The organism is Xanthomonas sp. LMC-A-07 (assembly GCF_030208825.1).
GTDB classification, from domain to species: Bacteria; Pseudomonadota; Gammaproteobacteria; order Xanthomonadales; family Xanthomonadaceae; genus Xanthomonas; species Xanthomonas campestris.
This window is the reverse complement of sequence record NZ_JARVTF010000009.1, coordinates 55522-68985: the sequence shown is the minus strand read 5'-3', so window position 1 is coordinate 68985 and position 13464 is coordinate 55522. Positions and strand designations below refer to the sequence as shown.

7 protein-coding genes are annotated in these 13464 nt (G+C 65.1%); 4 read left to right on the top strand and 3 right to left on the bottom strand.

All coding sequences use genetic code 11. The features are described from left to right. Position 1 precedes the first annotated feature (1 nt). On the bottom strand, positions 2–502 hold the full coding sequence (locus tag QRM89_RS10730; protein WP_285448009.1) for a YcxB family protein: 501 nt from the start codon (positions 500–502) through the stop codon (positions 2–4). 50 nt (positions 503–552) lie between these two features. Next, positions 553–2469 carry an ABC-F family ATP-binding cassette domain-containing protein gene (locus QRM89_RS10725; protein ID WP_285448008.1) on the bottom strand — a complete coding sequence of 639 codons (1917 nt, stop codon included), beginning with the start codon at positions 2467–2469 and terminating at the stop codon, positions 553–555. Positions 2470–2647: 178 nt separating this feature from the next. Between QRM89_RS10725 and QRM89_RS10720 the strand changes: the two genes are divergently transcribed. The 4 genes from QRM89_RS10720 (at position 2648) to QRM89_RS10705 (ending at position 11036) form a co-directional block, all read left to right on the top strand. Then, positions 2648–5029: a TonB-dependent receptor gene (locus QRM89_RS10720; RefSeq protein ID WP_285448007.1), complete on the top strand. Its 2382-nt coding sequence runs from the start codon at positions 2648–2650 to the stop codon at positions 5027–5029. A gap of 187 nt (positions 5030–5216) precedes the next feature. Then, complete coding sequence (locus QRM89_RS10715) at positions 5217–5642, top strand: VOC family protein (protein WP_016944029.1); 426 nt, start codon at positions 5217–5219, stop codon at positions 5640–5642. A 275-nt stretch (positions 5643–5917) separates the two neighbouring features. Continuing rightward, entirely contained in the window at positions 5918–8305 is a 2388-nt protein-coding gene (locus QRM89_RS10710; RefSeq protein ID WP_225041171.1) for a TonB-dependent receptor, read from the top strand. A gap of 331 nt (positions 8306–8636) precedes the next feature. After that, positions 8637–11036, top strand: a complete 2400-nt coding sequence (locus QRM89_RS10705) for a TonB-dependent receptor (RefSeq protein WP_103700141.1) — start codon at positions 8637–8639, stop codon at positions 11034–11036. Positions 11037–11258: 222 nt separating this feature from the next. Here the strand turns inward: QRM89_RS10705 and QRM89_RS10700 are convergent, their stop codons facing one another. Next, the gene (locus QRM89_RS10700; RefSeq protein WP_103700140.1) at positions 11259–12452 is read right to left on the bottom strand and encodes a cytochrome P450; all 1194 of its coding nucleotides are present in this window, start codon (positions 12450–12452) and stop codon (positions 11259–11261) included. Positions 12453–13464: the final 1012 nt, after the last annotated feature.

Below are 13464 nucleotides of genomic sequence, written 5' to 3'. Positions count from 1 at the left end.
TTCAACGGCGCGCGGACGCCCTCCCCACCTGCAACGCAAAGTGGCGAAACGCTTCGTACTGCGCCCTGTCGGCGAACCAGTGCGAAGCGAACAGCTCGAACAACCGGTCGTTGTGATAGAGCAACAGCACGCGCTCGTTTTCGCGGCAGCGGATGTAATCGGACCAGGGTCGGCGCAGATGCCCGTCTGCCCAGGTGATTTCCAGCCCGGTGTCGTCCCACGCATAGGTGTAGGTGTGCCGCAGCGCGGCCTGCTGCGCATGCAGGCGCTTGATCTTTCGTGGCAAGCCCCAGATGTGTAACACCGCCAGGCCGATCAAGCCACCGCCGCCTGCGCCGATCAACACCGGCCCGATGATGTCGCCGGCCCCGATCAGTTGAAGCAAACCCATCCCGATCAGCAGCAGGACCACCAGCACCACGATCAACCGCTTGGCCGTATGCCGCGCATGCAACCGCTGCGCGGCCAGATGGTCTTCCAGACTGATGGTGGCGTTGATCATGTTCGCGACATCCGTGTAGTTGGCTCGCTGCGCATCGTAACGCCTGCGCGTTACGCGCCGTCCAGCAACTCCATCCAGGCCGCTTCGGCAGCGGCCAGCTGCTGCGCGGTGGTTTCGCGCTCGCGGCCCAATACCGCCATCTTGTCGGCATCTGGATAGTTGGCCGGGTTGGCGAGCTGCCGGTCCAGGTCCGCCAACGCGGCTTCCAGTTCGCCCACGCGCTTTTCGGCGCTGGCCAACTTGTGCGGATTGACGGCCTTTTTCGGCGGTAGTGGCTTGGTCGGCGGTGGCGGGGTCGGTGCCACTTCGGCCATCTTCTGCTTGGTGCCCTGCGCGGCCGGGCGGCTGCGCAACCAGGCGGCGTATTCGTCCAGGTCGCCATCGAACGGCTCGACCACGCCATCGGCCACGCGCCAGAAACTGTCGCAGACCAGGCCGATCAGATGGCGGTCGTGCGAGACCATCACGATGGCGCCTTCAAAGTCGCTCAGCGCCTCGGCCAGCGCCTCGCGCATTTCCAGATCCAAATGGTTGGTCGGTTCGTCGAGCAGCAGCACGTTCGGCTGCTGCCAGGCGATCAGCGCCAGCGCCAGGCGCGCGCGCTCGCCCCCGGAGAAACCATCCACCACTTCAAACGCGCGGTCGCCGGCGAAATTCCATTTACCCAGGAAATCGCGGAACGCCTGATTGGAACCGTCCGGCGACAGATCGCGGAAATGGTCCATCGGCGACTGGCCTTCATGCAGCGATTCCACCGTGTGCTGGGCGAAGTAGCCGATGCGCAGGTCCGGGTGCGCACTGCGCTCGCCCGACAGCGGTGCAAGCTCACCCACCAGTGTTTTGACCAGCGTCGACTTACCCGCGCCATTGGGCCCCAGCAACCCGATCCGGTCGCCCGCCTCCAGCCCAAACCCGACATCGTGCAGCACGGTGATCGCATTGCTGGACCCACGCTTTTGCGATTCCCCATTCCCCATTCCCGATTCCCGCGGCGCAGCCGCATACCCGGCATCCAGATGATTCAGCCGGATCAACGAAAACGGCAGCCGATTGGGCTGGGCGAACTGGATGCGGAATTCGCGCTCGGCGCGCACCGCCTCGGTGCCGGCCATCTTGGCCAGGCGCTTCATGCGGCTCTGCGCCTGCGTGGCCTTGCTGGCCTGCGCCTTGAAGCGGTCGATGAAGCTCTGCAGATGCGCGCGCTCGGCCTGTTCCTTGTCGTGCGCAATCTGCTGCTGACGCAGGTGCTCGATGCGCTGGCGCTCGAAATCGGTGTAGCCGCCGACGTACAGCTTGGCGGTGCCGCCGTGCAGGTGCAGCGTGTGGGTGGCCACGTTGTCCAGAAACTCGCGGTCATGGCTGATCAGCAGCAAGGTGCCCGGGTACTTGAGCAGCCACTGCTCCAGCCACAGCACCGCGTCCATGTCCAAGTGGTTGGTCGGCTCGTCCAGCAGCAGCAGGTCGCTGGGCATCATCAGCGCGCGCGCCAGATTCAGCCGCACCCGCCAGCCGCCGGAGAACGAGGACACCGCGCGATGGTGGGTATCGGCCGGGAAGCCCAGGCCGTGCAGCAACTTGCCAGCGCGCGCTTCGGCGTCATAGGCGCCCAGTTCGGCCATGGTCTGGTGCGCATTGGCCACCGCTTCCCAGTCTTCGCGCGCGGTCGCCTCGGCTTCCTTCTGCAGGATGGCGGACACCTCGATGTCGCCGCCGAGCACGAACGACAGCGCCGGGTCGGGCAAGGACGGGGTTTCCTGCGAGACACTGGCGGTGCGCACCTTGCCGGGCAGGTCGACGTCGCCCTTGTCGGCTTCCAGCTCGCCCTTGACCGCGGCAAACAGGCTGGACTTGCCGGTGCCGTTGCGGCCCACCACACCGACGCGGTAGCCGGCATGCATGGTCAGGTCGACGTTGGACAGCAGCAGACGCTCGCCGCGTCGCATGGAGAAGTTGCGCAGGGAAATCATTGATGGACAGTCCGATAGAACGAAAAGGAATGAGCAGATGAGCAGCATTCCTGCGACGCCATTCTAGCGTTAACGAATAATTAGCGCCTTCAGGTTGGCTGCGGCAGTCTTCGCCTTGCCGCGACCCCGGCCTGCCTAGCCTTGCTGGTCCCGCCAGGGCCCTCGTTTTGGAGTTGTCATGAATACCCCGCTGTCCACGCTTGCGACCGCCATCGTCGCCGCGCTGCTTGCCTCCCCCGCCCTCGCCCAGAACGCCCCGGCGGCCACCGCCAACACCCTGGACACGGTCATCGTCACCGGTACCCGCGTGTCCGACCGCACCGTGGCCGAGTCGCAATCGCCTATCGACATCATCAGTGCCGAGTCGCTGCAGGCCACCGGCACCTCCGAGCTGGCCACTGCGCTGGCGCGTGCGCTGCCCTCGCTGAACTTCCCGCGCCCGGCCCTGAGCGATGGCACCAGCGCTATCCGCCCTGCGCAGCTGCGCGGGCTCTCGCCCGACCAGGTGCTGGTGCTGGTCAATGGCAAGCGCCGCCACACCTCGTCGCTGCTCAACCTCAACGGCACCATCGGCCGCGGCGCCGCGGCAGTGGATCTGAACACCATTCCGGTGGCGGCGATCGCGCGCGTGGAAGTGCTGCGTGACGGCGCGTCGGCGCAATACGGCTCCGACGCCATCGCCGGCGTGGTCAACATCGTGCTCAAGGGCGCGGAAAAGGGCGGCAGCCTGCAGGCCGGATTCGGCCAGTATTCGGCGGGCGACGGCAGCAACTACGAGTTGTCCGGCGACACCGGCGTGGCCTATGGCGGCGACCGCGGCTGGCTGCACGTGGCCGCCCAGCTCAACCAGCAGGACCCGACCGACCGCGCCCGCGCCTACGCCGGCGCACCCAGCGCCTCGCAGCCAGCCGTTGGCCAGAAGGCCTTCAAGATCGGCGACCCCGACGTCAACGCACAGGCGGTGTCGGCCAACACCGAATTCAACTTCAGCGACAGCATCACCGGCTACGCGTTCGCCACCGCGAGCAACCGCGACATCACCTCGTTCGCGTTCTACCGCGCGCCGGGCAGCACCGCGCAGAACATCCTGTCGATCTATCCGCAGGGCTTCCTGCCGGAAATCCAGACCTACGCCAAGGACCGCTCGCTGGTCGCCGGCGTGCGCGGCTCCACCGCCAGCGGCTGGGATTGGGATGCCAGCTACAACTACGGCTACAACAAGATCGACTTCCACACCCGCAACACGCTCAACGTGAGCCTGGGGCCGACCTCGCCCACGTCGTTCTATGACGGCGCGCTGGAAACCACGCAGAACATCGTCAACCTGGACGTCAAGCGCGGCTTCGACTGGGGCCTGGCGTATCCGGTGACGGTGGCCTTCGGTGCCGAATACCGCAACGAGAAGTGGAACCAGTCGCCAGGCGAAGTGGGCTCGTATTTCCAGGCCGGCACGCTGGCCGGTGGCGCGCAGGGCTTTGGCGGATTCGCGCCCAGCGTGTCCGGGCGGTACTCGCGTGACAGCTACGCGCTGTACGCAGATCTGGAAGCCGATTTCACCGACAAGTTCTCCGCCGGCCTGGCCGGGCGCTACGAAGACTTCAACGACTTCGGCAGCCAGGCATCGGGCAAGTTGTCCGGGCGCTATGCGTTCACCGACAAGATTGCGCTGCGCGGCACGGTGGCGTCGGGCTTCCGCGCGCCGTCGCTGGCGCAGCAGTATTTCCAGTCCACCAGCACCACCTTCCTGGCCGGCAATCCGAACCCGTTCGAGATCCGCACCTTCCCGGCCGACAGCAACGTGGCGCGCGCGCTGGGCGCAGAGCCGCTGGATGCCGAGACCTCGCTGTCCTACAGCCTGGGCCTGGTGCTGCAGCCGACCGATGCGCTCTACCTCACCGTGGATGCGTACCAGATCGACGTGGACGACCGCATCGTGCTGTCGTCCAACCTCACCGGTACCGGCGTGCGTAACCTGCTCGAAGCGCAGGGCATCTTCGGCATCAACGGCGGGCGCTACTTCACCAATGCGGTGGATACGCGCACGCGCGGCGTGGACGTGGTCGGCAGCTACCGCTGGCAGCTCGCCGCCAGCAGCGTGGACCTGACCGCCGGCTACAACTATTCGGAAACCGAAGTGCGCAGCGTCGCCGCCAATCCGGCTGCGTTGTCGGCCAACGGGCTGAGCCTGGAGCGCATCGACCGCACCGAACGCGGTCGCATCGAGGAAGGCTTCCCGCGCGACAAGTTCCTGATCAACGGCAGCTGGAACCTGGAGCACTGGACGCTGGCATTGGGTGCCACGCGCTATGGCAAGTACAGCACGCGTCCGGCCGCGGCGATCAACGACCAGACCTTCGGCGCCAAGTGGGTGGTGGATGCCTCGGCCAGCTACAAGATCGATCGCTGGACGCTGACCCTGGGTGCGGACAATCTGCTGGACGAGTACCCGGACGAGAACAACTTCGCCAACTCCACCAGCGGGCAGTTCCCGTACAGCAATCTGTCGCCGTTCGGCTTCAACGGTGCCTACGTGTACGGCCGCATCAACTACCGCTGGTAAGCCTTGCCACACTGCAAAACGCACACGCCCCGGCCTGCCCGGGGCGTGTGCGTTTTGGGCCGCTGGCGGCTACTCCCTGCGGTTTTGCTTGCGGCATGGCGTGGCTGCCGGAGGCCTCAACGCCGGGTGAAGGGTTTCCCGCCTCGGCAGTGCTATCACGTGCGCTCCTGTCATGTGGAGCGCTCCGATGGAAACAGCACAGTTATCGCGTGGACGCTTGATCGATCATCTGCACCTGGTGGTGAAGGACCTGCAGGCAAGCCGGCGCTTTTATGGCGCCGTGCTCGATGTCCTGGGCGTGCCTTTGGGCGGCGAAGGCGAGGGATTCTTCTGGGCCGACGAGCTGTTCGTGTCCGATCGCCACACCGTTGCCCAGGGCGAACTCACCGGCCGCCATCACCTGGCCTTCCAGGCACACGATGTGGCGATGGTGCACGCCTTCCATGCCGCCGCACTCGCACACGGTGGCCGTGACAACGGCGCGCCGGGCGTGCGCCCGTATCACCCAAGTTATTACGCCGCGTTTGTGCTCGACCCGGATGGCAACAACATCGAAGCGGTCTTCCATGGTCCTGCGCAACGCAGTGCGGAGGCGGTGCAAATCACTTACTGATGCCGAAGTTTCATAACTGGTATTCATTGTCCAACATGGTGCAAACCAGGCCGCACCATTGCAGGTGTGGTGCAAGCAACGCATCACTTTGGTGCACGATGACAACGATGGCAGTAGCACGTCATTGATGACAGTTACTTGCGCAACGTAACCAAAATTTGACATGTGGTTACGCGTGGTTAATGGTTGGGAACGCACCGCAGCTGCCGCAACGGACGCGGCCCGGGAGGGGGCCCCCTGCGATGCATCCGTTCCCCACTCGGAGTTGTCACCGCATGAATTGCAAGACCAGTCCACTCGCTGTTGCCGTTGTTCTTGCACTCTCGTTTTCCGCTTCAACCGCCATCGCACAGTCGCAGGCGCCTACCCAGAAGACCCTCGACACGCTGATCGTGACCGGTACGCGCGTGGCCGATCGCACCGTGGCCGAATCGGCCTCGCCGATCGACATCATTTCGCCGCAGGCACTGGAATCCACCGGCACCACCGAGCTGGCCACCGCGCTGTCGCGCGCGATCCCCTCGCTGAATTTCCCCCGCCCGGCCATCTCCGATGGCTCCGATGCGGTGCGCCCTGCGCAGTTGCGCGGCCTGTCGCCCGATCAGGTGCTGGTGCTGGTCAACGGCAAGCGCTATCACAGCACCGCGCTGATCAACCTCAATGACACCCAGGGCCGCGGCTCCTCGCCGGCCGACCTCAACACCATTCCGATCGCCGCCGTGGAGCGCATCGAAGTGCTGCGTGATGGCGCATCGGCGCAATACGGCTCGGATGCGATTGCCGGCGTGATCAACATCGTGCTCAAGGGCAGCGGCGAAGGCGGCAGCGTCAATGGCCGCTATGGCAAGTACAGCGCCGGCGACGGCGAGCAGTATCAGTTGTCCGGCGATGCCGGCTTCAGCTTTGCCGGTACCGGCAAGGTGCACCTGGCCGCGCAGGCCGGGCATTCGGACCAGACCAACCGCGCGCTGCCGTTCCAGGGCCGCGTGGAGCAGCGCTACGGCGATCCCGAGATCGATCAGGGCGCGGTGTCGTTCAACGGCGAATACAGCCCCACCGATTACCTGACCTTCTACTCGTTCGGCATGGTCAGCCGGCGCGAAGTGCTCTCCAACGGCTACTTCCGCTTTGCCGGCGACAACCGCAACCGCCCGGAAATCTACCCGGACGGCTTCCTGCCGCAGATCTACAACGTCAGCAAGGACGTCTCGTGGGTGGGCGGTTTGAAGACCTCCACCGAAGGCGGCCTGAACATCGATCTGAGCTACAACTACGGCCAGAACAACCTCACCTTCGATGTGCGCAACAGCTTGAACAACAGCTTGGGGCTGACCAGCCCGACCGACTTCCACGCCGGTACGCTGGAAGTCACCCAGAACGTGCTCAATGCCGACTTCACCAAGACGCTCGACTGGGGTCTGGCCTACCCGGTCACGCTGGCCTTCGGCGCGGAATGGCGCGGCGAAAAGTTCAACCAGTCGCCCGGTGATGCGGCGTCTTCGGCCAATGGCGGCATTCCCTCGGCCAACGGCGCGCTGATTCCCGGTGCGCAGGTATTCCCCGGCTTCAAACTCTCCGATGCCGGCTACTACAACCGCAACAGCCACTCGGCCTATGTGGACCTGGAAGCGGATCTCACCGAAAAGCTGTCGGCCGGCCTGGCCGGGCGCTATGAGAAGTACAGCGACTTCGGCGACACCGCCACCGGCAAGCTGTCGCTGCGTTACGCATTCACCGACAAGGTGGCGCTGCGTGCCACCGCCTCCACCGGCTTCCGCGCACCGTCGCTGCAGCAGCAGAATTTCCAGTCGATTGCCACGCAGTTCCTCAATGTGGCGCAGCCCAATGGTGGCGTGTCGGCGATTCCGTTCGAGATCGGCACCTTCCGTACCGACAACCCGGCCGCCATCGCGCTCGGCGCCGAGCCGCTCAAGGCCGAAGAGTCCAAGAACTACGGCCTGGGCGTGGTGTTGCAGCCGGTGGAGAATCTCTACATCACCGTCGATGCGTACCGCATCGACATCGATGACCGCATCGTGCTGTCGGAGAACCTCACCTCCATCGCAGCGCGCAACTACCTGCAGGCCAATGGCTTCCCGGGGATCGGCGGCGGGCGCTACTTCACCAATGCGGTGGACACCAAGACCCAGGGCGTGGACGCGGTCGGCACCTACCGCTGGAACCTGGACAGCGGCAGCGTGGAGCTGACCACCGGCTACAACTACAACAAGACCGAGGTCGAACAGATCGCGGCCAATCCGCCCGCGCTGGAAGCCATCGATCCGGGCGCGGTGCGTATCGGCCGTGCAGAGCTCGGCCGCATCACCGAAGGCACGCCGCGCGACAAGTTCTTCCTGGGCGGCACCTGGTCGCCGGGCAACTGGTCGTTCACCGGCACCGCCACGCGTTGGGGCGAATTCACCACCTTCGGCACCAACGCCGGCAGCGACCAGACCTATGCCGCGAAGTGGACGCTGGACCTGGCCGCCTCCTACAAGCTGGGTAGCTGGAACTTCACCGTCGGTGGCGACAACGTGCTCAACGAATATCCCGACCGTCAGGAAGCCGGCCTGGGCACGCGGACCTACCTGCCCTACAGCAGCGCCTCGCCGTTCGGTTTCAACGGCGCATTGGTGTACGCCAACGTGAACTACAAGTGGTAAGTCACTAGGACAGCCGGCAACGCCTCCCCTCGGGGCGTTGCCGGTGCTCCATTGCGGTATCCGCCCCGGCGCCTTTGGCAACGACGCGCCGGGGTGACTCCTCATTCGGTGCATTGATCGGCCTAAAGCCGCGCCGTTTGCAGGCGCGGCCACCGCGGCGACCAGCGCACCTGCATTGACTGCACCTGCCCCACGCAAGGACGAACGGCGCCATCGCTGCGGTTGCAGTGCAACTGCCCGCCGCTGTCGCGCTCCTGCATGCCGCATGGCCGTGCGTTTGCTACTCCATCCCTTTCCCCCTGCTTCCCTTTCCTCCTGAGCGCCTCATCCCATGCACACGTCCACGTCTCTTTCGATTGCGGTTTCCATCGCACTGGCCGCCAGCGCGTTCGCCGGTACCGCGCAGGCACAGCAGCCGCCCCCACAGAAAACCCTCGACACCTTGATCGTCACCGGCACGCGCGTGGCCGACCGCACCGTGGCCGAATCCGAATCGCCGATCGACATCATCACCGAGCAGTCGTTGCAGGCCACCGGTGCGACCGATATCGCCACCGCGCTCGGCAAGCTGCTGCCGTCCTTGAACTTCCCGCGCCCGGCCATTTCCGACGGTAACGATGCCGCGCGCCCGGCCACGCTGCGCGGCCTGTCGCCGGATGCGGTGCTGGTGCTGGTGGATGGCAAGCGCTATCACACCTCTGCGCTGATCAACTACAACCCGTATGTTGGGCGTGGCTCGGCGCCGGCCGACCTCAACTCGCTGCCGATGTCGGCGGTGGCGCGCATCGAAGTGCTGCGTGATGGCGCCTCGGCGCAATACGGCTCCGATGCGATCGCCGGCGTGGTCAACATCGTGCTCAAGCACGGTGCCAAGACCGGCGACAACAGCGTGTCGGTCAACGGCGGTTTCATGGACAAGGGCGACGGCGAGCAGAATGGCATCGACGGCTCGGTCGGCATGGGCTTCGGCGGCACCGGCGGCGATACCGCGCCAGGCTGGGTGCGGCTGTCGTGGAACTACCAGAACACCATGAGCACCAACCGCGGCGAAAACACCAACCGCGCCACCACCGTGCCCGGCACGCCCAACCCCGGTGGCGTGCCGTACCAGCGCCACGGCGACCCGAAGTCCACGTTCTACCAGGGCCTGGCCGCGTTCGGCTACGAGTTCTCGCCGAACCTGGAACTGTACGGCCACTTCAGTGCCAGCCGCCGCGAGGTGACCTCCAACGGCTATTACCGCGCCGCCGACAACCCCGCGCGCAATGTGCCTTCGATCTACCCGAACGGCTTCCTGCCGCAGATCTACAACCCGGTCAACGATCGCTCGGCAGTGCTCGGCATCAAGGGCAGCACCGAGAGCGAGTGGAACTGGGATCTGTCGGCGTCGTACGGCAAGAACGACATGAGCTTCAACATCCTCAACAGCATCAACACCAACCTGTTCTATACCACCGGTGCATCGCCGACCAACTTCAACTCCGGCGGCTTCGAAACCCAGCAGGGCACGGTGAATCTGGACATCAGCCGCGCCTTCGATTGGGGCCTGGCGTATCCGGTCAATGTCGCTTTCGGCGCCGAGCATCGCCAGGACCGCTACCGCATCACCGCCGGCTCGCCGGATTCGTATTTCTTCGATCCAAACACCATCAATCCGGCCGATGGCGCGCCCTACCCTGGTGGCGCACAGGTGTTCTCCGGATTGGAGCCGTCGGTGGCGGGCGAGTTCGGCCGGCATAGCAACGCGGTCTACGCCAACCTGGAAGCCAACCTCACCGAGAAGCTCTCCGGCGGTATCGCCGGGCGCTATGAAAACTACAGCGATGCCGGCGCCACGCGTTCGGGCAAGCTGTCGGCGCGTTATGCCTTCAACGACACCTTCTCGCTGCGCGGTACGATCTCCAACGGCTTCCGCGCACCGTCGCTGGCCCAGCAGAACTACGCCTCGGTGGTGACGCTGATCCAGAACGGCGAGCTGGTGCAGGTGGGCACCTACCGCACCTCCGATCCGGTGGCACTGGCGCTGGGCGCACGCCCGCTGAGCCCGGAAAAATCCAGCAATTACGGCCTGGGCGGCGTCTGGCAGCCAACCGCCAACTTCACCTCCAGCCTGGACGTGTACCAGATCCGCATCTGGGACCAGATCCTGTATTCGGACCAGTTGCAATTGGCGCAGCCGATCGGCCAGGTGGCCGCGGTGCAGTTCTTCGTCAACGGTGCCACCAGCCGCACGCGCGGCGTGGACTGGGTCAACAGCTACATCGCCGATCTGGGCGAGCTGGGCCAGCTGACCCTGGGTGCCAGCGCCAACTACAACAAGACCACCATCCTGGAGTTGTCCAACCCCAACTTCGGCCGCGCCAGCCAGGGCCTGCTCACCGATGCCACGCCGCGCACCAAGTACATGGCCTCGGCGGATTGGGCGATCGGTGGATTCACGCTCAACGGCAACGCCACCCGTTACGGCTCCATCAAGCGCATCAGCGACCCGGTCGACGGCAGCCAGGACCAGACCTATGACGCACGCTGGATCCTGAACCTGTCCGCCAGCCAGACCTGGAACGCCTTCACCTTCACCGTGGGCGCGGACAACCTCACCAACCAATACCCGACCAAGGCGCAGCTGACCACCGCCTACGACGACCGTGCCGGTGGCCTGCAGTATTCCTCGCTGTCCCCGTTCGGCTTCAACGGCCGTTACTGGTATGGCCGGGTGACCTACCGGTTCTGATCGAGCTCGTAGACCGAAGGGCCTGCGCGCGGTGTGCATGCGCAACGCGCGCTAGGTCTTAGCGACTCAAGACGCCTGCGTTGATCGCGATGGCGACCAACGCATGCATGCAACAGGCATCACTGCTAACGCTGTGGTGCCTGTTTTATTTTCGAGCCTGCATGCACATGCATGCGCAGCAGGTGCTGCACGCCGCAGCGCAGGCCCTGCAGCAATGCTCCGTCACCAGGACGCTAGTAGCGCATCCACTCCGCGCAGGTTGGCGCGATCGTTCCAGTGCAGCGCATCGAGCTGCTCCAGGCGCAAGGCCGGCAGCTGCGTGAGCAACGCGGTAAGCGCAGCTTCCATCTCGATCAAGGCGAGCCGGTTGCCCAGGCAATGGTGGATGCCGCCACCGAATGACAGCGCACGCCCCTGCTGGCGCATCAGGTCCAGCGACTGCGGCGCACTGAACTGCCGCGTATCGTGGTTGGCCGCACCCAGCATCAGATACAGCATGGTGCCGGCGTGCAGCTGCACGCCATCGAGTTCAAAGTCCTGCAGCACCGTGCGCACCGCCATCTGCACCGAGCTGTCGTAGCGCATGCATTCGAGCACCGCATTGGGCATCAATGCCGGAGTGTTGCGCAGCAACGCCAACTGCTCGGGATGTTGGTGCAAGGCGATCAGCGCATTGCAGATCATGTTGGAGGTGGTTTCGTGGCCGGCGAAGAACAGCAGGATCACGTTGGAGACGATCTCATCGGTACTCAGGGGGCGGCCGTTGTCTTCGGCATGGATGAAGCGCGAGATCAGGTCTTCGCCCTGGCTGCCGCGGCGATCCTCGATGACCGCACGAAAATAGACATCCAGCTGGTTGTAAGCCGCAGCGGTGGTTTCCAGTTCTTCGGCGGTCATGATCGCGTCGAAGACCTTGCCCAGCGCGCTGGTCGCCTGGCCCACACCGGTGGCATCGGCAGGGTCGATATCCAGCATGCGGCAGATGATCGCAACCGGGAGCGGAAAGGCGAAATCCTTGAGCAGATCACCGTGACCGTTTGCACGAAATTGCGCGATCAACTCCGCTGCACTGTCGGTGGCCACCTCGCGCATGCGCTCCATCTGCCGCGCGGTGAAGGCCTGGGTCATCAGCCCACGCAACTGTGTATGTGCCGGTGGATTGAGCAGCAGGAACATGCGGCTCATGCCCTGGAACAACGGCAGCTCCACCGCCGCCTCGCCATAGCGCAGGCGGATGCTTTCCAGATAATCACGGCCCATGTGGCGGTCGCTGAGCAGGCGGTCGACCACCGCGTAGTGACCGGTCATCAGCCGGTGCGGAGCGACCTCCACCAGTGGCCCCGCAGCGCGCAAACGTGCGTAGGTGGGGTACGGGTCTTGCCGAAAAGCCGGTGTTGCAAAGTCGCTGAGCTGCATAGTGGCTCCGTGCAATGCCTGCCTTCGCTGTTGCGAGGGCGCTATGGCGCGTGTACGGCCAGGCGCCGCACACATCGACCGCGCCCAGTGTTGCGTGCTCATCGGCGCATGCCCTGCCGCAGCGCGAAGCGGTGTCCGGAAAGTGGAGGGGATCGGAGCGTTGAGGTGCGCCACGTACAGGAGGTGGCTACTCGGCGGTCACCTGCTATTGGGAGAGGTTGGCCGGCGCAGCGGCTACTGCGCGGCGCGACGATGGGCGCTATGTCTGCTCCGCTGGCAACCAGCCCACGCGGTGTCGATCGCGGTCTTCGCCGGTGTTGCGGAGTGCAGGCAAGCAGGCTCTTGCGTTGCACGATGTGCTGCCACCGGGCTTGGCGCAGCTGTTGTTCGTGGAAGCGAACAAGCCGGGAAGGCTACGGGGGCCCGCTAGCATCGCGGTGCGTGTGTGTTGACGCTGCGGGCCGCGGCAACGGCGCTGCACGGGCACTAAAGCGGAACTGCGGGGCTCGCTGATGCGGAGTCGCCCCCACAGGTAACGCGCCAACTGCAACTGTCCCGAACTGCGGCTGCTCTGAACTACGAATGCAACTGCAACTGCAGAGCAAGGCGCAACACGCCGAGCAAGCGATGCCCACGATTGCTACTGCCGGCCCACGCGATCCCCGCTTCGTCGCTGCCTCATCGCATCACGATTGGTCAACAGCCCAGGCTGCCCCACAGGCACGCAAAGCATTGCCGAGTGCCCGCGCCGGCATCGGCCTCTGCGCGCATCAGCACGCCACGATGATCACGCGACGCGTGCACAGGCTGCTTGCCGCCGTACACGCTGCCAGCAGCCACGCAAAGACCTCCACGCGTGTCGCATCGCGTTAATCGAGCGCTGTGTACTATGGGCGTCCGGCCAACCGGACCGCCCCGCGGTCCTGTTCCCCTCGCGCCGGACTCCAGCAAACAGGTTGCATGCCCGCAGGCGATGCCCGGCGCAGTGCCGTTGGCTGGCTGCAACTCGCCG